We start from the raw sequence: 20,174 nt of genomic DNA, 5'->3' as shown, positions 1-20,174 counted from the left end.
CCGCGACGCGGGCGTCAGCCGCGGGAGCGGAGGGCCTCGCTGAGGGAGGCGACGGTGGAGTCCGGGGGCGAGGCGGCGTCGGCGTTGGCGTCGGCGAGCTCGGCGAGCAGCTCGGCGCGGTGGACCGCGACCGAGCGGGGGGCGTCGATGCCGATCCGGACGACGTCGCCGCGGACCTCGAGGACGGTCACGGTGACGGCCTCGGGCGAACCGCCGCCGATGACGACGCTTTCGCCGATACGACGCGAGAGAACCAGCACGTGGGGAGGCTATCGCGTCGGGCTAGGCGACGAGCGGGGCGGCGAGGGGCAGCTCCGCGTCGTCGAGGATGACCTGGCTGGCGCGGCGGGTCGCCGGGTTGACCACCAGCGGGGCGCGCAGGTTGACGGTGGTGTCGGCCAGGGTGGCGCCGGCGCGGACCACCAGCAGCACGAGGACGTCGTCGACACCGGTCTCGTCGATGCCGAGCTCGGTCGCGATCTCGTCGTCGAGGTCGAGCGCGTAGTCGGGATAGAACGGTGCCGGCGGCACCACGACGAACTGCAGGTCCTGGCTGTCGAGCGAGCGGAAGCCGTGCAGCACGCCGTCGTCGTCGAGTCGCACCAGCGCGAACCGCGCGTCGTCGGGGAACCCGGGCATCGGGTGCGCCAGCTCGATGACGGGGAGGTCCATGTGCCCCATCATCGCAGGCCGGAGGGTCATCGCAGGAAGTCCAGCAGGCTCGGCTGCAGCACCCGGGCGGTCGCCCCGAGGGCGGCCTGGTAGGCGACCTCCTGCAGCTTGAGATGCACGGTGGTCTCGGCGAGGTCGGCGTTCTCGATGGTGCTGAGGTGGTTGGCCAGCGTCGTCTTGGTGTCGTCGGCGGCCTGGGCCGACAGCTCGATGCGCTGGTAGCGGGTGCCGGCCGCGGCACGGGCGCCGACGACGGTGTTCTCCCGTGCGCGCAGCACGTCGACGGAGGCGGTGATGGCCGCGCTGTCGCCGGCTCGCAGGGCGGTCGCGAGGGCGTCGAGCTCGGCGAAGACCGAGCTCGCGCCGTCGCCGAACACCGTGCGGCCGTCGACGTCGACCTGGACGACCACGTCGTCGGCGACCCGCCGGTTGACCGCACCGGGGACGCCGACCCAGGTGCCGGTCGCGTCGTAGGCCTGGCCCCCGGACGTCACCCCGCCGAAGACCGGTCGCTCGAGGTAGCGCGCGTTGGCCTGGCCGAGCAGCTGGTCGCGGACCCCCTCGACCTCGATCGCCAGCGCGTCGCGGGCCTGCTGGCCCATCGCTCCGGTGTTGGCGCCCTGCAGCGCGAGGTCCCGCGCGCGGCGTACGGCGCCGGTCACGGAGTCGAGCGTGCTGTCGACCTGGCCGAGCCAGCCGAGTCCGTCGCGGGCGTTGCGCGCGAACTGCGCCTGGTCGGCCACCGAGGAGCGGATCCGCATCGCCGCGGTGGTGCCGGTCGGGTTGTCGGAGGGCCGGTTGATCACCCGTCCCGTGGACAGCTGCTCCTGCAGCGTCGCCAGTCGGCCGAGGCTCTGCTGCAGGTTCGCCAGGGACCCCTCGGTCATCATCCGCTGGGTGACGCGTCCGATCGCCATCTGTCGTGGTCGCCTCCGGTCAGCGGCCGACGAGGCCGGTGCGGTTGATGAGGGTGTCGAGCACCTGGTCCAGCGTGGTCATCAACCGCGCGGCGGCCTCGTAGGCCCGTTGCGCGGCGACCATGTTGACCGTCTCCTCGTCCAGGCTGATCCCGGCCAGCTGCTCCCGGGCGTCGTCCAGCGAGCCGGTCAGGGAGGCCTGGTTGGCGCGCTGGCGCTCGAGCGCGGAGACCTGGGTGCCCAGGCCGTTGACGAGACGCTGATAGGCCTCGGGATAGTCGCCCACCCGGCTGGCCAGGTCCGCGTTCCCGCCGTCGAGGACGCCGCCGGGGAGGCTGGACGCGGCGACCCGGTCGGGGTCGGAGATCGCGACCTGGAGGCTGGCGGCGCCGACCAGCGGGTCGTAGGCGAACAGCGGGGCGCCGGCGGCCCCGGTGGCGTCGTACCCCGCCGCCTGCTGCGCGTTGAGCGCCGCGGCGAGGTCCGCGGCCACGGCATCCAGCCCGGCGCGGTACGCCGGCAGCCGGGTCGTCAGCACCTCGGTGACCGCGCCCAGCTCGCCGCCCGGGCCGGCCGCGCCGGCGGGAAGGACCGTGCTGCCCGCGGAGTCGTCGATGCGGTAGGTGAGCGGCGATCCGTCGGCGTCGCCGCCCGGGGTGATCCCGGACGCGAGGACCACGGTGCCCGCCTCCTTGCCCTGGACGAGCGCGGCGCCGCCGACCGTGACGGTGAACTGGCCGTCGGCCTCGACGGTGGTGACGGCGCCGGTCAGCTCGGCGAGCTCGAGGGCGAGCTGGTCCCGGCGGTCCCGCAGGGTGCCGGCGTCGGTGCCGTTCTGCTCGGTCACGAGGATGTCGTGGTTGAGCGCCGCGAGCCCCTGGGCGGCCGCGTTGATGTCGCTGACCAGGTTGAGGGCGTGGACCCGCTGGTCCGCCTCCTCGCGCGCGACGTTGCCGGCCTGCGTCCGCAGCGCCTGAGCGAGGGTCTCCGCACTGCCGAGCACCTGTTGGCGCGCGGCGAGGCCGCCGGGATCGAGGGAGAGGTCCTGCCACACGTTGCGAAAGTCCAGCATCGCGGCATGGACGCCGTTCGGGCCGGGCTCGCCGACCCCCTGCTCGACCCGGGCGAGGATCGTCCGGCCGGTCGACAGGTAGGCCAGCAGGCCGTGCTCCCGCCGGACCCGCGCGTCGAGCAGGGGGTCGGTCATGCGGCGGACCTCGCCGACGCCGACGCCGTCGCCGTGACCGTCGTACCGGGACCACAGCGCGGACTGCGCGCTGCTCACCGACGACGCGAGCGCACGGCGGCGCACGTAGCCCTCGGTGTCGGCGTTGGCGATGTTGTTGCCCGCGACGTCCAGCGCGACCTGCTGGTAGCGCAGCGCCGACAGGGCGGTGCTGATCGACCCGAACGAGCCGGCCATCACAGGCTCCGGTCGACGAGGTGGTGGCGGGGCGCGTCGGCGACGACGGTGCCCGCGTTCGTGTAGCTCGCGGTGGTCGCGCCGCCGATCGCGAGGAGCGTCTCCCGGGCGGAGCGGTAGCCCGCGGTGAGCAGTCCCTTGGCATCCTCCGAGGTCTCGGCGATGTCGCGGGCGAGGGCGATCAGCGCGTCGCGGTGGTCGGCCAGGATCGAGCGCCACGGGTCCGGCGCGGCCTCGGCCAGCGCGGCCAGCGACGGGTTGGGCGTCAGCCCGAGGGTGGCGGCGGCCTCGTCGGCCGCGGCCGCGCGCAGCACCTCGGTGGCGCGCAGGTCGTCGATCAGGTCCTCGATGTCGCGCGTGGCGTTGACCAGCCACCGGGTGCGACCGCTGGCCAGCACCAGCCGCTCGACCTCGAGCCGGTAGGCGAGGGCCTCGAGCATCTCCCGCTCCCGCCACAGGACCTGCGACAGGTTGTCCATGCCTGGTGTGTCTGTGTCGACCACGACGATTCCGACCTCTCCGACCTCTCTGGGCGGCCCCGGTCCGTGGGGACGTCCGTGCCCTCTCATCGCCCGGGCCGCGACCGACCTGAGTCATTTCCCGAGGAGCAAGCCGTCGATCGGTCGGGGATCGGCTGCCATGATGACCAGACGGACCCGGGACCTCCGTCCCCATTTGCCGGACCGAGCGGCCCCATCCGGCGCAATGCTCTGCGCGCCGCCCGCGCGACAGCGGAATGTCGTGCTCGTGAACGCGAACCAGGTCACCGCCATCTCGGGCACGGACGAGCTGATCACCAGCCACATGCCCCTGGTCGGCCACATCGTGCGGGAGACGATGGGCCGGGTGCCGTCCCATGTCAACCGCGACGACCTCACCTCGGCAGGCCTCACCGCGCTGGTGCTCGCGGCCCGGGCGTTCGACGAGAGCCGCGGCGTCCCCTTCGACCGGTACGCCGCCACCCGGATCCGTGGCGCGCTGCTCGACGAGCTCCGGTCGGTGGACTGGGCGTCGCGCTCGGTGCGGCGCCGGGCCCGCGACCTCGCCGAGACCCGCAACAGTCTCTCCGCGGTCCTCGGCCGCACCCCGACCCTCGCGGAGGTCGCCCGCGCCACCGGTCTGACCGAGGACGAGGTGGCCGCCAACGACGAGGACGTGTCCCGGGCGCAGGTGCTGTCGCTGCAGGGCTCGAGCACCACCCCGATCGAAGAGCTGGTGCCGACCCGGGCGCCGTCGCCGGAGGACCTGATCGAGCACGGCGAGCGGCTCACCTACCTGCGCGAGGCGATCGCCGAGCTGCCCGACCGGCTCCGGGTCGTCGTGGAGGACTACTTCTTCGCGGAGCGGCCGATGGCCGACATCGCCGCCGACCTCGGTGTCACCGACTCCCGGATCTCCCAGATGCGGGCCGAGGCGCTGTCCCTCCTCCGGGACGCGCTCAACCACGAGCTGGAGCCGTCCCTCGTCCGGCAGGCCGGCAAGGCGGGCGGTGTCGCACAGCGGCGTCGCGAGTCCTACTTCGCCGCGGTCGCGGCCCGGCACGCGGCCGGGATGCGCCGCGGCGTCAGCCCCCTCGACGCCGTCGGCTGACCCCACGCAACCGGCGCGGCAAAACCGCTCAACCCGGTGCTCGGCGTACCGATCACCACCCCGACGGGCGACCACGGACGGTCCCCGGCAACGCACGTGACCTGATTCCAGGAGGGAAAACCATGGGTCTTCGCATCAACCAGAACATCGAGGCCACCAACGCCTACCGCAACCTGTCGGTGACGCAGGGCCAGCTCTCGAAGTCGATGGAGAAGCTGTCGTCGGGCTTCCGGATCAACCGCGCCGCCGACGACGCGGCCGGCCTGGCCATCTCGGAGGGCCTGCGCTCGCAGGTCGGCGGTCTCAAGGTCGCCGTCCGCAACGCGCAGGACGGCATCTCGGTCGTGCAGACGACGGAAGGCGCGCTCACCGAGGTGCACTCCATCCTGCAGCGCATGCGCGACCTCGCGGTGCAGGCGTCGAGCGACAGCAACAACGCCGACGCGCGGGCCAACATCAAGGCCGAGGCGGACCAGCTCACCAGCGAGCTGACCCGGATCGGCAACTCCACCAACTTCAACGGCACCAAGCTGCTCGACGGCAGCGCGGGCACGCTGAACTTCCAGGTGGGGGCGGACGGCGACGCCAACAGCAACATCGCCGTCAACCTGTCGAGCGTCAACGTCGTCTCGATCGCCAGCAACCTCGGCAGCGCGGGCGCCACCTTCGAGGTGCTGACCCCGACGGCGGTCACCGGCGCGATGGCCTTCTCGGCCACCGACGGCACCACCACCGACACGGCGACCGTCACGCTCGGCGCGGCCGGCACCTACACGACGGTCCAGCAGGTCGCGGACGCCCTCAACGAGGACAGCGCGTTCTCGGCGAGCTTCAGCGCCTCGGTCGACAAGGACAACAAGCTCGTCGTGTCGTCCAAGAACGGGCTGACCGTGGACGTCGCCACCGACCCCGGCACCGGCGTCGACAACGGCGCGGCGACCGCCGGCGGTCTGAGCTTCGCCACCCACGCGTCGGCCCAGGCCGCGATCAACACCATCGACACCCAGATCAACGCGGTCTCCACCGCCCGCGCCAACCTGGGTGCGTACCAGAACCGGTTCGAGCACACGATCGCGAACGTCAACGTCGCGATCGAGAACCTGTCGGCGTCGGAGTCGCGCATCCGCGACACCGACATGGCCTCGGAGATGATGAGCTTCACCCGCGCTCAGATCCTGTCCCAGGCCGGTACGGCGATGCTCGCGCAGGCGAACTCCGCGCCCAACGGCGTGCTCCAGCTGCTCCGCGGCTGACGCTTCGGCAATCCCCCCTGTGTCCGCCAGGTGCCGGTGGGGCCTCGGCCCCGCCGGCACCTGCCGTTCCCGACCCCCTCCGGAGGACTCCATGGCGACCGCGAGCATCGGCGGCCTGGCCAGCGGCCTCAACACCGCCGACATCATCAACCAGCTCATCACCCTGGAGTCGGCTCCCCAGCTCAAGCTGAAGAGCCAGCTCTCCGCCGAGCAGACCCGGCTCTCCGCGCTCCAGCAGCTCAACGCCCGGCTGGCCACGCTCGCGGCCACCTCGGGCTCCCTGGCCGGCACCTCGACGACGACCGGCCCCTGGTCCGCCCTCAAGGCCACCTCGTCGAACTCCGCGGTCACGGTCACCGCGACGAACGGCGCGACGCCCGGTGCGTTCACCGTGACCGTCGGCCGGACGGCTCTCGCCCATCAGCTCGCCTTCGACGAGGCCCACGCCAAGGGCGACGTGGTGACCGGCACCGGCACGGACGTCGTCCTCAAGCGAGCCGGTCAGCCGGACGTCACGATCCCGACGGCCGGCGGCACCCTCGAGCAGGTGGCGGCGGCGATCAACGCCGCGGACGAGGGCGTACGCGCGACGCTGGTGAAGGTGTCGTCCTCCGGTGCCGGCGACACCTTCCGGCTGCTGGTGGAGTCGACCGCGACCGGCGCCGACGGGGCGTTCGAGCTCACCGCCGCCGACGGCTCCCCGCTGCTCGGCGGCGCGACCGTGCGCGCCGGCCGGGACGCCGCGATCACCATCGGCGGCATCGAGGCGACCTCCAGCACCAACACCTTCACCGACGTCACGCCCGGGGTGACCATCACGCTCGGGAGCACCGCCGCCGGCAGCTCCGACGTGACCGTGAGCCGGGACGCCACCACCCGCACGGCCGCGGTCAAGGCGCTCGTCAACGACGTCAACGGGATCCTCGACGCGCTCGCGACGGCGACCGCCCACAACGCCGACGCCACCAAGGCGGGCGTCCTGTCGGGCGACAGCACCCTGCGGCGCGTGGCAGCCGGCCTGACCGAGGCGGTCTACCCCGCCGACGGCACCAGCCTGGCGGCGTACGGCATCGAGGTGGACCGCTACGGCCGCTTCACCTTCGACGAGGCGGCCTTCGCCGAGGCCTACGCCGCCGACCCCGATGCCACCACGGCCGCGATCACCGGCGCCACCGGCTTCGCCTCCCGCATCGAGAAGGCGGCCGAGCACGCGAGCGACAAGTACGACGGCACCGTCACCAACGCCGTCAACGGCAAGAACGCCGCCATCGACCGCCTCAGCGACAGCATCGCCGCGTGGGACGACCGGCTGGCCCTGCGCCGTACGACGCTGGAGCGGCAGTACACCGCCCTCGAGACCGCGCTCTCGCAGCTCCAGTCCCAGTCCGACTGGCTGAGCAGCCAGCTCTCCGCCCTGACCGCCTCGACCGAGTGAGGAACGCGATGAACGCCACGAACGCCCACGCGGCCTACCGCTCCAACGCGGTCGCGACCGCCTCGCCGGCGCGACTGCTGGTGATGCTCGTCGAGCGACTCGTCCTCGACGTCGAGCGGGCCCGCGACGCGCAGGAGCGCGGCGCCTGGGCCGACGCCCACCGGGACCTGCTCCATGCCCAGGACATCGTGCTCGAGCTCGAGTCGAGCCTGGTCGTCGAGCAGATGCCGGCCGGCGGCCAGCTCGCCGCCCTCTACGCCTACCTGCGCGGGCGGCTGGTCGAGGCCAACGTACGCCGGCAGGTCGGCATCACCGACGAGGCGCTGACCCTCGCCCGGCAGCTGTGCGAGACCTGGCGGGCCGCGGCGACGGCGGCCGTCTCGTGAGCGCCCCCGACCGCCCGGCCTCCTGGGTCGAGGCGCTGGACCGGCTGGAGGCACATGCCGACCATGCCGAACGGATGCTGCAGGGCTCGACGGCCGCGACCGGCGGCGCTCCCGCGCCCTGGCTGCCCCCGGCGGAGCTCGGCCCACTGCCGAACGACCTGGTCCCCCGCGCCCGCCAGCTGCTGGCCCGCCAGCAGCGGTTGATGGCGGCGATCCCCACGGTCCTCGCCGGCACCCGCCGCCAGCAGCAGGTCACCGACCGGGTGGGACGGGCGACCACGCTGCCGCCGGCGCCGGTCTACCTCGACGTCACCGCCTGAGACCGGGAGCGGCGCACGGTGGCGGTGATCCGCCCCGCCAGGTGCTCCAGCGACAGCACGTCGTCGGCCAACCCCGCGCCGGCGACCGCCCCGGGCATCCCCCACACCACCGAGCTGTCCTCGTCCTGGACGACGATCCGCGCGCCGGTGCCCGCGAGCTCCCGGGCGCCGGCGAGCCCGTCCTGTCCCATCCCGGTGAGCACCACGGCGAGCGCGCCGGCGCCGTACGCCTCGGCCGCGGAGCGGAACAGCACGTCGACGGCCGGCCGGCAGAAGTTCTCCTGGGGCCCCTGGTCCAAGCCCGCCCGCACACCGAGCGCGGACCGCCGCAACCGCAGGTGGTGGTCGCCGGGGGCGATGAGGACCTCGCCCGCCCGGACCGGGTCGCCGTCGGCGGCCTCACGGACCGACAGCGCGGCGAGCCGGTCGAGCCGCTGGGCCAGCAGCGAGGTGAAGACGGGCGGCATGTGCTGCACGACGAGGACCGGCACGCCGAGGTCGGGGGGCAGGGCCGGCAGCAGGCGCGCGAGGGCGTCGGGTCCTCCGGTGGAGCAGCCGATGACGACGGCGGAGACCGCGGCGGGTGCCGGTCCGGTGCGCTCACGGCGCACGACGGGGACGCTCGGGCCCGGCGTCAGCTTGCGCAGGCCCGCGAGCGCGCGGACACGGGGCACCAGCTGGTCGCGGATCGCCGCGATGCCGTCGGCGATCTGACCGGTGTTGGACGGCTTCGTGACGTAGTCGCTCGCACCGCGCGACAGCGCGTCGAGGGTCGCGGCCGCACCGCGCTCGGTCAGGGTCGAGAACATGATGACCGGCAGCCGGGCGTGCCGCTCGCGGATCCGGCTGAGCGCACCGAGCCCGTCGAGGTGCGGCATCTCGATGTCGAGGGTGACGACGTCGGGACGCAGCTCGTCGACCATCCGCACCGCCTCCAGGCCGTCGGCGGCCACGCCGGCGACCTCGATGTCGGACGCCTGCCGCAGCGCGGTGGTCACCAGCCGTCGCACCAGTGCCGAGTCGTCGACCACGAGCACCCTGATCTGCGTCACGACCGCCCCATCGGCGTCCGGCCGCCGGGCCTGAGCCCTCAGGTCCTCCGGCGCGGCGCCGATGAGGCGGGCATGACGACGCCGACCGCCTTCTCCTCGGTCTCGGCACTCGTCCGGCGGGAGACGTCGATGGTGTACGACGAGGGCAAGGAGTACCTCGTCGAGGCCCGCCTCACGCCGCTCGCCGCCGCGCGCGGCCTCGGCCTGGAGGAGTACGTCGCCCGGCTCGCGTCCGACCCCACCGAGCGCCGCAAGGTGGTCGACGCGCTGACCATCAACGAGACCAGCTGGTTCCGCGACCACACGCCCTATCAGGCGTTCGCCGACGTCATGGTGCCCGCGCTCGTCGAGAGACGACAGATCACCCGCCGGCTGCGGGTCTGGAGCGCGGCCTGCTCCAGCGGCCAGGAGGCCTACTCCGTCGCCATGCTCCTCGACCAGCACCTGCCCGCGGGCTGGAGCCACGAGATCGTCGCGACCGACATCTCCACGGCCATGCTCGAGCGGGTCCGGGCGGGCCGGTACAGCCAGGTCGAGGTCAACCGCGGGCTTCCCGCCACCAGCCTGGTCCGCTACTTCACCCGCGCCGGGCGGGAGTGGGAGATCGCCGAGCGACTGCGACAGCGGGTGACCGTCCGGCACCTCAACCTCGCGGCGCCGTTCGCCGGGCTCGGGACGTTCGACGTGATCTGGCTGCGCAACGTCCTCATCTACTTCGACGCCACCACCAAGAGCGACATCCTGCGCCGGATGCTGCCGATGCTGGCCGACGACGGCTACCTGCTCCTCGGCTCGGCCGAGACCACCCTGGACCTGCCGGCCGACCTCGCCGCCGCGTGGCGGCGCGAGCAGATCGGCCGGGTGCCCGCCTACCGGCGGGCCGGCGCCCTGTCCCTCACCAGCACCGGAGCCTGACCGTGCGAGCGATGATCATCGACGACTCCCGCACGATGCGCAGCATCCTGCGGCGCATCGTCACGAGCCTGGACTTCGAGGCGAGCGAGGCCGAGCACGGCCAGGACGCGCTGGACCAGATGCGGGCAGGCGTCGTACCCGATGTGTGCCTGGTGGACTGGAACATGCCGGTGATGGACGGCTACACGTTCGTCACCGAGGTCCGCGCGAACCCCGCATGGCAGGACGTCACGCTGATGATGGTGACCACGGAGAGCGAGCAGCGCCAGATCGTGCGGGCACTGGCCGCCGGCGCGCACGAGTACGTCATCAAGCCGTTCACGCCGGACGCGATCGTCGACAAGCTCGCGCTGCTCGGGCTGGTCCCGGCATGACCGCCGCGCCCGCGTCGCCGGCCGCCGAGGACCTCGTCGCGATCACCGAGGACGCCTGGGCGGCGCTGCTCGGCGAGGACGGCACCCTGGTGCCGCACGCCGCACCCGCCGACGACGTGCCCGGCACCGCGGCGTGGTCGGCAACCACGACCGTCGGCGGCGCGTGGCACGGCGTCGTCACGGTCGAGCTGGCCGAGGTCCTGGCGCGCCGACTGGCCGGTCGGATGCTGGCACTGCCCGTCGACGAGACCGCCCGCGACAGCGATGTCGCCGATGCGGTCGGCGAGCTGGTCAACCTGGTGGGCGGCGGCGTGAAGAGCCTGATGCCCGGTCCGAGCGCGCTCTCGCTGCCCGCGGTCGCCAGCGGCCCGGCGCGCCACGCCCACGGCGGCGTCCTGGTCCGTCGCGCCGACCTCGCCTGGCAGGCCGCCCCGCTCCGCGTCTTCGTGCACGTCCCCGAGGAAGGACCCCGATGAAGATCCTGATCGCCGACGACAGTCGAGTGATGCGCCAGATCGTGATCCGCACGCTGCGGCAGGCCGGCCACGGCGGCCACGAGATCGTCGAGGCGGAGAACGGCCGCCAGGCGCTGGAGCTGACCCTGACCGAGGCACCCGATCTGGTCCTCTCCGACTGGAACATGCCCGAGATGAACGGCATCGACTGCCTCTCCGCGCTGCGGGCGTCGGGATCCACGGTCGCGTTCGGGTTCGTCACCTCGGAGGGCTCGGAGGAGATGCGGAAGCGGGCGGCCTCGGCTGGAGCGGCCTTCCTGATCGCCAAGCCGTTCACCCCCGAGGCCTTCGACGACGCGCTCCGCGGCGTCCTCTGAGACGCCCACTCCCCCATGGCCGTCCACCTGCCGCAGCCCAAGCAGCTGCGCGACCTGCTCGCCGACCTGCTCGGCCGCGAGGTGACCCTGAGCCCGGCGACGCCGTACGCGCCCGGCCCCGCCACCCCCGCCTCGGTCGCGGTGTACGTCGACGACAGCCTGCGCATCAGCGCGCTCATCGCCTGCGATCTTGCCCTCTCCGCCCGCGCCGGAGCGGCGATCGGCCTGGCGCCGGTCGGCGACGCCGATGCCGCGATCGCCGACGGCACGCTTCCCACCCCGATCGCGGAGAACCTCTCCGAGGTGCTCAACGTGGCGGCGTCGACGTTCAACGTCGCCGGCGCCGACCACCTGCGCCTGCACGCCCTGCACCCGGCCGGGCCGCCGCTCGACCCCCAGCTGCGGATCAGCACCCTCACCCTGGGCCGCCGCGAGGACCTACACGTCGACATCGCCGGCTACGGCGGTGGCCTGCTGTCCGTCGTCCTGCTCTGAGCGGGAGGACGCGACGGGGCCGTGTCGTGTCGTGCATGAGCATCGAACGGACGTCCGTCCGGGCCGGGGACAACCTCGGGACACCGGCAGGGACAAACCGGGGACGCCGGCCCTCCTCGACGGGACGAGCCGCCTCCTAGCGTCCCCGGCATGACTTCACAGCACCCGAGACGCATCTCCCTGCTCGCCCTCGGCGCGAGCCTCCTCACCGCCCTCTCCCTGGCGTTCTCCTCCCCGGCCCACGCGGCCATGGAATGGCAGGACGGCAGCAGCCAGTCGGACACGATCCTCGACTGCGGGACCGGCCTGCCCGCCACCGGTGTCACGGCGAACGTCGGCTGGTGGTCCCCGACGGGTCAGGTCCCGAAGGTCGGGGAGCCGTTCCTGCTGCACGGCTACATCGGTCTGGTCGGCCGGCCCTGCAGCAGCGGCGTGGCCGTCGTTCCCGAGCTCCTCTTCGACGAGACCGCGTTCGGCTACCCCGACGAGCCGGTCAAGTGGGGCATCAACGCCATCGACGACCCGACGCCCACCTTCACCACCGACCCGGTCGAGCTGACCCGCGGGCTGAACGACGGGATCGCGATCGCGACGGCCGGCGGCCAGGCGATCACCCTGGAGCGGGGCGAGATCTTCGAGTTCCAGGTCCCCGTGGTCGCCAAGCGGGGCCTGAACGGCACGGCGACGCCGGCGCCCAACTGCGCCGAGCGGACCGCCGGGACCAGGCCGTGCCCGGTGGCCACCTCCGGTGACCACCTGCAGGTCGCCTTCAAGGTGGCCGGGCACGGCGGCAACAAGTCCTTCGTGACGCCGTACGTCCCGCTCTTCGCGACCGGTCCGGTCGGCGGCGGTGGCGGGGGCGGGGGCTCCGTGGGCAAGGTCTCCTCGAGCACCAGCGCGAAGTTCAAGGTGTCGGCCCGTGCCAAGGGCAAGGCCACGGTGACCGTCCAGGCGAGCTCCGCTCCCACCGGCCAGGTCGTGATCCGCGATCTCGCCCGGAAGGGCCGCGTCGTGGCCCGGGGGACGCTGAGCGCCGGCCAGCGCGGCGTGCTCAAGCTGAGCGTCGCGAAGCTCGGCAAGGGCAAGCACCGTCTCGTGGCCGAGTACGCCGGCTCGTCGGCGGTGGCGCCCTCGACGTCGCCGGTCAAGAAGGTCCGCCTGAAGTGAGCCCCGCGGCCCGGTCCGGGCCGCACCGATCGGACGGCGCCCGCCCCTCGCCGAGGGGCGGGCGCTGTCGCGCGTCCTGCCGCCCGGGCCGACCGGGCCGACCGGGCCGATCGGCCGAGATAGTCAGGATCTAGTCCCGCCCGCGGCGGCTCAGGTCCGGGGCCGTCGCACCGATCAGGCACCTGAGCGACGGATCGCTCACCTCTCTGCCGACGGACCGGCACCGACTGTCGCATCGTCCCGCGGGGCCGGTGCGGCTGCGTCTCCAGGAGATCGACCGTGTCCTTCGCATCGACCGACGCCGTCGGCCAGGTGTTGCACTCCGCGATCAACGGGCTGTCCCGACGCCAACAGGTGATCGCCGACAACATCGCCAACGTCGACACACCCGGCTTCCGGGCCCGCAGCGTCGACTTCGAGACCGCGCTCGCCGCCGCCGTCGAGCGCGGCCGGGCGAGCGGCGACGACCTCACGGCGACCGTCTCCGCGACGGGCACCCCGGTCGGTGCCAACGACAACAACGTGGACCTCCGCAAGGAGTCCATCGCCGCCGTCCAGACGCAGTTCCAGTACCAGATCATGGGCCGGGCGATCACCGACCGCGACTCCCGCCTGCGGGTGATGGGCGGCGGCGCCTGATGGGCGCCTTCGAGACGCTGCGCATCGCGAACACCTCCCTCGGCGCGCACCAGGTGTGGCTCGACGCCCTGGCCGGCAACATCGCGAACGCCAACACGGCCACGCGCACGAGCGAGGACGCCTTCCAGGCGACGTACGTCGTCTTCGACGCCCGCGCCGACGGCGGGGTGGACGTCGAGGGCTTCGCGGCCGGTGACCCCGAGGGCCGGACGGTCCACTCCCCCGGCCATCCGCTCGCCGACGAGGACGGCTACGTCCGCCTCCCCGACCTCGACATGTCGGCGCAGATGAGCCAGCTCGTCATGGCCCAGCGCGGCTACCAGGCCTCGGTGCAGGTCACCAAGTCCGCTCAGGACACCTACTCCGCGGCGCTCCAGATCGGGGCCCGCTGATGGACATCACGCCCCTGCAGTTCCCGGCGGTGCCGGGCATCGGAGCGGTCGGCGCCCCGAGCACGCTCGGCTCGATCGCGCCGCCGGCCGCGACCGGGCGGACCGCTCCCGTCACCGGGCCGGACACCGAGTTCGGCTCGCTGGTCCTCGACGGCCTCGACCGGCTCGAGGGCCTGACCGACCGCGCCGACGACCTTGCGGTCGAGGCCGCGACCGGCAGGCTGGAGAACATCCACGACTACACGATCGCGGCGAGCGAGGCCCAGGTGGCCAGCCAGCTCACCGTCTCCCTGCGCAACCGCGCGGTGGAGGCGTTCAACGAGATCATGCGGATGCAGGTGTAGCCGGCGATGCAACAGCGGCTCACCCGGTATCTCACGCGCGCCCGCGATACCTTCGGCGGCTTCACCGCGGGGCAGAAGGCCGTCGCCGTCATCGGCACGGCGGCGCTGCTCATCGCCGTGTTCATGGTGTTCCGCTGGGTGTCGACCCCCAGCTACGCACCGCTGTACTCCAACCTCTCCGGCGCCGACGCCAGCGCGGTGATCGAGGAGCTCGACGCGCAGGGCATCCCCTACGAGCTGGCGGGGGGCGGCGGCACGATCATGGTGCCCCGCTCGGACGTGTACGGCACCCGGATCACCCTCTCCGGCAAGGGCCTGCCCTCCGGCAGCGACGTCGGCTACGGCCTGCTCGACAAGCAGAGCCTGTCGACCTCGGAGTCGCAGGAGCAGACCAACTTCAAGCGCGCCATGGAGGGCGAGCTCAGCAAGACGGTCGAGGCGATCCACGGTGTCGACACCGCCGTCGTGCACCTCGCCATCCCGGAGAAGCGGGTCTTCACCGACGAACAGGACCCGCCCACGGCCTCGGTCCTCATCGACACCGAGCCCGGCCGGTCACTGGACGACGAGCAGGTGCAGGCCGTGGTCCACCTGATCGCCTCGAGCATCGACGGCCTCGACCCGAAGCGGGTCACCGTCACCGACGCGAGCGGCACGCTGCTGACGACCGACGAGAGCACCGACGGCGGCGCCGGCGCCGCGTCCGCGCGCTCCAAGCAGGTGCAGGCGTTCCAGAGCTCGATGCAGTCCGAGATCCAGTCGGTGCTGGACCGGGTCCTCGGGCCCGGCAACTCGACCACGACCGTGACGGCCGACCTCGACTTCGACAAGTCGGTCACCGACAGCCGGACCTACCAGGCACAGGAGAACACGCCGCCGCTGTCGGAGTCCTCGACGAACGAGACGTACGCCGGCCCGGCCGGTGCCGGCACCGGCGCGGCCCAGGGCGTGGTCGGCCCCGACGGTCAGATGGATCCCGCCACCGCGACCGGCGGCGACTCGTCGTACAAGAACACGACGAAGACGCAGGACAACGCCGTCGGCGAGACCGTGGAGCACCGGGAGAAGGCGCCCGGCTCGATCAACAGCCTGCATGTCGGGGTGGTCCTGGACGCGACCGCCGCCGCGGCGGTGCAGCCCCAGGTCGTCAAGGACCTGATCAGCAGCGCCGTCGGCATCAAGGCCGACCGCGGCGACACGATCGACGTCTCCACCATGGCCTTCGACCGCAGTGCCGAGGAGGCGGCCGCCGCCGAGCTGAAGGCCGCGCAGGACGCCGACGCGGCCGCCCGCCGCAACAGCCTGATCCGCAACATCGGCATCGCCGGCGGCATCGCGCTGATGGTGCTGCTCGCCTGGCTGCAGGCCCGGCGACGGGCGGCCGCGCGGGAGGAGGCCCGGGCGTACCTGGTCGAGCAGCTGCGCAACGACGCCGCGAGCCGCACCGCCCAGCTCGAGTCCCCGGCCCTGGCCGCGCTCGAGTCGCAGGAGAAGGACGAGGAGGAGTCGATGCGCGACGAGCTCATCGCGCTCGTCGACCGACAGCCCGACGACGTCGCCGCCCTGCTGCGCGGCTGGCTCGTGGAGCCGCGCCCATGACGCTCATGGCCGCGTCCGGTCCCACCCTCGTCTCGCTGGGCGTCCGCAAGGCCGCCGTGCTCCTCATCCAGCTGGGCAAGGAGCGCGCGGCGCAGGTCCTGGCCCACCTCAGCGACGCCGAGGTCGAGGCGATCTCGGCGGAGATCGCCCGTCTCGACGCCGTGTCGGCGAGCGAGACCGCGCAGGTGCTCACCGAGTTCCACGACCTCGCGACCGCGCACGCCCACGTCACCCAGGGCGGCTTCGGCTTCGCCCAGCAGCTGCTGGAGCAGTCGCTGGGCCCCGAGCGCGCGAAGGAGATCATGGAGCGGCTGCACGCCGCCGCGGTCCAGATGCCCTTCCAGTTCCTGCACCGCGCCGATCCCGCGCAGCTGCGCGGCTTCATCGCCGACGAGCATCCGCAGGTCATCGCGCTGGTGCTCGCCCACATGGCCGCCGACAAGGCGTCGCTGCTGCTCAGCGGCCTGCCCGCGCACCAGCAGGCCGTGGTGGCGCACCGCATCGCCGTGATGGACCGGACCTCGCCCGAGATCGTGCGGACCGTCGAGGCCGTCCTGGAGCGCAAGCTGTCCTCGATGCTGCAGCCCGCCGAGGTCTCCCAGGTCGGTGGCGTGGACCCGCTGGTCAACATCATCAACCGGTCGGACCGCCCCACCGAGCGGCAGATCGTCGAGGGGCTGGAGGGGCTGGACCCCGCGCTGGCCGACGAGGTCAAGAGCCGGATGTTCATGTTCGAGGACATCGTCGGACTCGACGACCGCTCGGTGCAGCAGGTGCTGCGCCAGGTCGACACGGCCGAGCTGGCCCTGGCGCTCAAGGGCGTCAGCGACGCCGTCCGCACCAAGATCACGACGAACCTCTCCGAGCGGGCCGCCGAGAACCTCCTGGAGGAGGTCGAGCTGCTGGGTGCCGTCCGCCTGGCGCAGGTGGAGGAGGCCCAGCAGGGCGTCATCCGCACCATCCGCCAGCTCGAGGAGCAGGGCCAGATCATGGTCCGGCGAGGGAACGACGATGAGTTCGTACTCTGAGCTGGAGCTGCCCGAGCTGCGGGTCGGCACCTGGACCCGCCTCGGCGGCGGCAGCGTGCTCGGCGACGCTGTCACGGAGTCGCTGCTCGACGGGATCGCCGCGGAGGCGCGCGACGCCGCCCGCGCCCAGGGCTACGCGGTGGGGTGGGCCGAGGGCCGACGGAGCGCCGCCGAGCAGGCGGCCGGCGAGGAGGCCCGTCGTGCGGCGGCCCACACCGCGGCAGAGGAGCGTCGCGAGGCCGAGCACCGGGCGGCGCTGGAGGCGCTGGGACTCGCGGCCGAGCGGGTGCGGGACCTGCTCGGCGATCTCGCCGACGCCGTCGAGGCGCAGGCGCTCGACCTGGCCTGGTCCCTGACCACGACGCTGGTCGGCGCGGAGGTCGCCCGGTTGGGGCCGCGCGACGTCGTCGCCCGCATGCTGCAGGTCCTGCCGCCCGGTCCGGTGGGCCGGGTCCGCCTGCACCCCGCCGTCGCGGGCTCGCCGGCCGCGCAGGAGCTCGTGGCCCGCGGCCTCGAGGTCGTCCCCGACCCGGCCCTCGGCAGCGCCGACGCGCTGGTCGAGGGCCTCGACGGCTCCGTGGTCGACCTGCGGATCCGGGAGGCCATGGCCCGGGTGCGGGAGGTGCTCGGTGAGCGTTGACCTCGCCGCGGTCGACGCCGCGCTGCTCGCCCGCGCGCTCGACGCCGCCGCCCCCCAGCACCTCGGCACCGTGGCCGAGCTCCTCGGCCTCCACCTCGAGGTCCGCGGCCTGCCCGGCACGGCCGTCGGCGACCTGCTCGAGATCCGTACGGCGAGCGGCCCGCTGCTCGCCGAGGTCGCCGCGCTGCGCCCCGGCTCCGCGGTCTGCCTCCCGCTGGGCACCACCACCGGCCTCCGCACGGGCGACCGGGTCCGCGCGACCGGCGGCCCGCTGCGCGTCCCGGTCGGCGACGCACTCCTCGGGCGGGTCCTCGACGGGCTCGGCCGACCCGTCGACGGCGGGCCCGCGCTCGGTGGCACGGAGTCGGTCTCGACCGAGCACCCGACGCCCGCCGCCCTCAGCCGGCCCCGCATCGCCGAGCCGCTGGGCTGCGGCGTCCGCGCCCTGGACACGCTCGTGCCCGTCGGTCGCGGCCAGCGGATCGGGATCCTGGCCGGCTCCGGCGTCGGCAAGTCGTCGCTGCTCTCGATGATCGCCCGCGGCACCGACGCCGCGGTCAACGTCATCGCCCTCGTCGGCGAGCGCGGCCGCGAGGTCCGGGAGTTCATCGACGGCGACCTGGGGCCCGCGGGCCTGGCCCGCTCCGTCGTCGTCGTGGCCACCTCCGACGCACCGGCCGTCGAGCGCCTGCGCGCCGCGTTCACGGCCACGCGGATCGCCGAGTGGTTCCGCGACGACGGCCGCGACGTGGTGCTGATGATGGACTCGCTGACCCGGGTCGCCATGGCCCAGCGCGAGATCGGGCTGTCCGCGGGCGAGCCGCCGGCGACCCGCGGCTACCCGCCCAGCGTCTTCGGCCTGCTGCCGCGGCTGCTCGAGCGCGCGGGCACCGCGACCACCGGCTCGATCACCGGCATCTACACCGTGCTCGTGGAGGGTGACGACCTGCAGGACCCGGTCGGCGACACCGCCCGCTCCATCCTCGACGGTCACGTCGTGCTCTCGCGCGACCTCGCCACCGCCGGGCACTTCCCCGCGATCGACGTCCTCGAGTCGATCTCCCGCGTCCACCGGGCGGTCACGACCCCCGACCAGCAGCAGGACGCCGGACGGCTGCGGAGGATGCTCGCCGCCCACCGCTCGGTCCGCGAGCTGGTCGAGATCGGCGCATACGTCGCGGGGGCCGACGCCGACGCCGACGCGGCCCTCGCCCGGCTCCCCCGCATCGAGGCCTTCCTGCGCCAGCACATGGACGACCTCACCCCGCGCGCCGACGCGTGGGACCGGCTCGCGGACGTGGTCGCCCCATGAGCCGCCCGCAGCGTCGCGTCCCCGGCGCGGACCGGGGCCTGGCCGCCGTCGCGCGGGTCCGCGCCGTCCGCGAGACCGACAGCCGGATCGGCCTGCAGCGGGTGCTCGCCGACGAGGCCGCCGTCCGGGCACGGCTCACCACGCTCGAGTCGGCCATCGCCACCGCCGTCGTCCCGGCCGCGACGACGGAGGCCGACCTGGTCGCGGCGCGGACCCGCCTCGCCCACGTCGGCATCCTGGTCGGCGAGGCCCGCACGGAGCTGGCGACCGCGCGGGTCGTCGCGGCCGACGCCCGCGCCCGCTGGGGCACCGACCGCGCCCGGCTGGCCGCCGTCGAGCACCTCCTCGAGCGCCGGGCGGCCCGGCGTCGTACCGAGGCCGGGCGGCGGGCCGCCCGCGACGCCGACGACCTCACCGCCGCACGATGGGCACGGGAGAGCCGATGAGCATCGAGAACGTCACCGCCCGGATCAGCGAGCTCCAGGCCCGCCTGGCGCAGTTCGCGCCCGCGCCGAGCGCCACGACCGGCGCCGGCTTCGCCACCGAGCTGACGGGCGCGCGGATCGCCACCACGGGCGCGCCGTCGGACGGGACCGTCACCGGAGACGACGTGGTCGCCGAGGCCCGCAAGTACCTCGGGCTGCCCTACGTCTGGGGCGGGACCGACCCGACCAAGGGCATGGACTGCTCCGGCCTGGTGCAGGTGGTCTACCGGAGCCTCGGCTACGAGCTGCCCCGCGTGTCCTACCAGCAGGCGGCCGCCGGCCGGCCGGTCGCCGGCATGGCCGAGGCCCGGCCCGGCGACCTGCTGGCGTGGGACAACTCCAGCCGCAACAACGGCGTCGACCACATCGCGATCTACATCGGCGGCGGCAAGATGATCGAGGCGCCACGCACCGGACTCGACATCCGGGTCGTCGACGTCCCCTCCCCACCCGACGTGATCCGGCGGATCATCGACCAGCCCGCCCCGGGTGCCGCGGGTGGGGTGCCGGTGGCCGCGCGCGCGTCCGCCGGGACGCCGTACGCCGAGCTGATCGACGCGGCCGCCGACCGCACCGGCGTCCCGGCCGGTCTCATCGCCGCCGTCGCCCGTCAGGAGTCCGGCTTCGACCCGCGGGCGGTGAGCCCCGCCGGGGCGCAGGGCCTGATGCAGCTGATGCCCGGCACCGCCCGGGGCCTCGGCGTCACCGACCCGTTCGACCCGGCCCAGGCCATCGACGGCGGCGCGCGCCTGCTGCGCTCGCTGCTCGACCGGTTCGGACGCACCGACCTCGCGCTGGCGGCCTACAACGCCGGCCCGGGCGCGGTCTCCCGCTACGGCGGCATCCCGCCGTACCAGGAGACGCAGAGCTACGTCCGCAACGTGATGGCGATGGTGAGCTGAAT

General features: G+C 73.7%; 26 protein-coding genes. 20 read left to right on the top strand and 6 right to left on the bottom strand.

What is annotated here, in order from left to right; translation table 11 throughout:
* Positions 1-14 precede the first annotated feature (14 nt).
* Genes ACPZVR_RS03325 through ACPZVR_RS03305 form a run of 5 tightly spaced genes read right to left on the bottom strand, consistent with a single transcriptional unit; the run spans position 15 to position 3,491 of the window.
* The gene (locus ACPZVR_RS03325; RefSeq protein WP_436698141.1) at positions 15-260 is read right to left on the bottom strand and encodes a carbon storage regulator; all 246 of its coding nucleotides are present in this window, start codon (positions 258-260) and stop codon (positions 15-17) included.
* 22 nt (positions 261-282) lie between these two features.
* The gene (gene fliW, locus ACPZVR_RS03320) at positions 283-672 is read right to left on the bottom strand and encodes a flagellar assembly protein FliW (RefSeq protein ID WP_436698140.1); all 390 of its coding nucleotides are present in this window, start codon (positions 670-672) and stop codon (positions 283-285) included.
* Between the two features lie 26 nt (positions 673-698).
* On the bottom strand, positions 699-1,589 hold the full coding sequence (locus tag ACPZVR_RS03315; RefSeq protein ID WP_436698139.1) for a flagellin N-terminal helical domain-containing protein: 891 nt from the start codon (positions 1,587-1,589) through the stop codon (positions 699-701).
* A 19-nt stretch (positions 1,590-1,608) separates the two neighbouring features.
* Complete coding sequence (gene flgK, locus ACPZVR_RS03310; protein WP_436698138.1) at positions 1,609-3,012, bottom strand: flagellar hook-associated protein FlgK; 1,404 nt, start codon at positions 3,010-3,012, stop codon at positions 1,609-1,611.
* Positions 3,012-3,491: a flagellar protein FlgN gene (locus tag ACPZVR_RS03305; protein WP_436698137.1), complete on the bottom strand. Its 480-nt coding sequence runs from the start codon at positions 3,489-3,491 to the stop codon at positions 3,012-3,014. Before ACPZVR_RS03305 ends, flgK begins: the two co-directional genes overlap by 1 nt.
* A gap of 268 nt (positions 3,492-3,759) precedes the next feature.
* Between ACPZVR_RS03305 and ACPZVR_RS03300 the strand changes: the two genes are divergently transcribed.
* The 5 genes from ACPZVR_RS03300 to ACPZVR_RS03280 all read left to right on the top strand — a co-directional run bounded on the left by ACPZVR_RS03300 (position 3,760) and on the right by ACPZVR_RS03280 (position 7,996).
* Positions 3,760-4,602: a sigma-70 family RNA polymerase sigma factor gene (locus tag ACPZVR_RS03300; RefSeq protein ID WP_436698136.1), complete on the top strand. Its 843-nt coding sequence runs from the start codon at positions 3,760-3,762 to the stop codon at positions 4,600-4,602.
* A gap of 122 nt (positions 4,603-4,724) precedes the next feature.
* Entirely contained in the window at positions 4,725-5,855 is a 1,131-nt protein-coding gene (locus ACPZVR_RS03295; RefSeq protein ID WP_436698135.1) for a flagellin N-terminal helical domain-containing protein, read from the top strand.
* Positions 5,856-5,946: 91 nt separating this feature from the next.
* Positions 5,947-7,290, top strand: a complete 1,344-nt coding sequence (gene fliD, locus ACPZVR_RS03290) for a flagellar filament capping protein FliD (protein ID WP_436698134.1) — start codon at positions 5,947-5,949, stop codon at positions 7,288-7,290.
* Positions 7,291-7,298: 8 nt separating this feature from the next.
* On the top strand, positions 7,299-7,676 hold the full coding sequence (gene fliS / locus ACPZVR_RS03285; protein ID WP_436698133.1) for a flagellar export chaperone FliS: 378 nt from the start codon (positions 7,299-7,301) through the stop codon (positions 7,674-7,676).
* On the top strand, positions 7,673-7,996 hold the full coding sequence (locus tag ACPZVR_RS03280) for a hypothetical protein (protein WP_436698132.1): 324 nt from the start codon (positions 7,673-7,675) through the stop codon (positions 7,994-7,996). The genes fliS and ACPZVR_RS03280 overlap by 4 nt, the downstream gene beginning before the upstream one ends.
* On the opposite strand, the gene ACPZVR_RS03275 is transcribed toward ACPZVR_RS03280, so the two are convergent.
* Positions 7,975-9,048: a protein-glutamate methylesterase/protein-glutamine glutaminase gene (locus ACPZVR_RS03275; protein WP_436698131.1), complete on the bottom strand. Its 1,074-nt coding sequence runs from the start codon at positions 9,046-9,048 to the stop codon at positions 7,975-7,977. The genes ACPZVR_RS03280 and ACPZVR_RS03275 overlap by 22 nt on opposite strands.
* A 72-nt stretch (positions 9,049-9,120) precedes the next feature.
* On the opposite strand from ACPZVR_RS03275, the gene ACPZVR_RS03270 reads away from it, so the two are divergent.
* The 15 genes from ACPZVR_RS03270 to ACPZVR_RS03200 all read left to right on the top strand — a co-directional run bounded on the left by ACPZVR_RS03270 (position 9,121) and on the right by ACPZVR_RS03200 (position 20,172).
* Positions 9,121-9,963 carry a CheR family methyltransferase gene (locus ACPZVR_RS03270; RefSeq protein WP_436698130.1) on the top strand — a complete coding sequence of 281 codons (843 nt, stop codon included), beginning with the start codon at positions 9,121-9,123 and terminating at the stop codon, positions 9,961-9,963.
* A gap of 11 nt (positions 9,964-9,974) precedes the next feature.
* Complete coding sequence (locus tag ACPZVR_RS03265; protein WP_436698129.1) at positions 9,975-10,337, top strand: response regulator; 363 nt, start codon at positions 9,975-9,977, stop codon at positions 10,335-10,337.
* A complete protein-coding gene (locus ACPZVR_RS03260; protein ID WP_436698128.1) occupies positions 10,334-10,813 on the top strand; it encodes a chemotaxis protein CheX in 480 nt (159 codons plus the stop codon). The genes ACPZVR_RS03265 and ACPZVR_RS03260 overlap by 4 nt, the downstream gene beginning before the upstream one ends.
* Positions 10,810-11,169, top strand: a complete 360-nt coding sequence (locus ACPZVR_RS03255) for a response regulator (protein WP_436698127.1) — start codon at positions 10,810-10,812, stop codon at positions 11,167-11,169. The genes ACPZVR_RS03260 and ACPZVR_RS03255 overlap by 4 nt, the downstream gene beginning before the upstream one ends.
* A 15-nt stretch (positions 11,170-11,184) precedes the next feature.
* Positions 11,185-11,664: a hypothetical protein gene (locus ACPZVR_RS03250; protein WP_436698126.1), complete on the top strand. Its 480-nt coding sequence runs from the start codon at positions 11,185-11,187 to the stop codon at positions 11,662-11,664.
* Positions 11,665-11,814: 150 nt separating this feature from the next.
* Positions 11,815-12,831: an Ig-like domain-containing protein gene (locus ACPZVR_RS03245; protein ID WP_436698125.1), complete on the top strand. Its 1,017-nt coding sequence runs from the start codon at positions 11,815-11,817 to the stop codon at positions 12,829-12,831.
* A 279-nt stretch (positions 12,832-13,110) separates the two neighbouring features.
* Entirely contained in the window at positions 13,111-13,470 is a 360-nt protein-coding gene (locus ACPZVR_RS03240) for a flagellar basal body rod protein FlgB (RefSeq protein WP_436698124.1), read from the top strand.
* A complete protein-coding gene (locus ACPZVR_RS03235) occupies positions 13,470-13,862 on the top strand; it encodes a flagellar basal body rod protein FlgC (protein WP_436698123.1) in 393 nt (130 codons plus the stop codon). The genes ACPZVR_RS03240 and ACPZVR_RS03235 overlap by 1 nt, the downstream gene beginning before the upstream one ends.
* A complete protein-coding gene (gene fliE / locus ACPZVR_RS03230; RefSeq protein ID WP_436698122.1) occupies positions 13,862-14,206 on the top strand; it encodes a flagellar hook-basal body complex protein FliE in 345 nt (114 codons plus the stop codon). Before ACPZVR_RS03235 ends, fliE begins: the two co-directional genes overlap by 1 nt.
* Positions 14,207-14,212: 6 nt before the next feature.
* The gene (gene fliF / locus ACPZVR_RS03225; RefSeq protein ID WP_436698121.1) at positions 14,213-15,805 is read left to right on the top strand and encodes a flagellar basal-body MS-ring/collar protein FliF; all 1,593 of its coding nucleotides are present in this window, start codon (positions 14,213-14,215) and stop codon (positions 15,803-15,805) included.
* Positions 15,802-16,833, top strand: a complete 1,032-nt coding sequence (fliG, locus tag ACPZVR_RS03220; RefSeq protein WP_436698120.1) for a flagellar motor switch protein FliG — start codon at positions 15,802-15,804, stop codon at positions 16,831-16,833. Before fliF ends, fliG begins: the two co-directional genes overlap by 4 nt.
* The gene (locus tag ACPZVR_RS03215; RefSeq protein ID WP_436698119.1) at positions 16,817-17,473 is read left to right on the top strand and encodes a FliH/SctL family protein; all 657 of its coding nucleotides are present in this window, start codon (positions 16,817-16,819) and stop codon (positions 17,471-17,473) included. The genes fliG and ACPZVR_RS03215 overlap by 17 nt, the downstream gene beginning before the upstream one ends.
* Positions 17,463-18,785 carry a FliI/YscN family ATPase gene (locus tag ACPZVR_RS03210; RefSeq protein ID WP_436698118.1) on the top strand — a complete coding sequence of 441 codons (1,323 nt, stop codon included), beginning with the start codon at positions 17,463-17,465 and terminating at the stop codon, positions 18,783-18,785. The genes ACPZVR_RS03215 and ACPZVR_RS03210 overlap by 11 nt, the downstream gene beginning before the upstream one ends.
* Positions 18,782-19,231, top strand: a complete 450-nt coding sequence (locus ACPZVR_RS03205; protein WP_436698117.1) for a hypothetical protein — start codon at positions 18,782-18,784, stop codon at positions 19,229-19,231. The genes ACPZVR_RS03210 and ACPZVR_RS03205 overlap by 4 nt, the downstream gene beginning before the upstream one ends.
* Positions 19,228-20,172: a transglycosylase SLT domain-containing protein gene (locus ACPZVR_RS03200; RefSeq protein ID WP_436698116.1), complete on the top strand. Its 945-nt coding sequence runs from the start codon at positions 19,228-19,230 to the stop codon at positions 20,170-20,172. Before ACPZVR_RS03205 ends, ACPZVR_RS03200 begins: the two co-directional genes overlap by 4 nt.
* Positions 20,173-20,174: the final 2 nt, after the last annotated feature.

The sequence above is a fragment of the Nocardioides segetis genome (genome assembly GCF_051390595.1).
Lineage (GTDB): Bacteria > Actinomycetota > Actinomycetes > Propionibacteriales > Nocardioidaceae > Nocardioides.
Note: the sequence above shows the minus strand (reverse complement) of the source record. Positions and strands in the feature narration are given on the sequence as shown.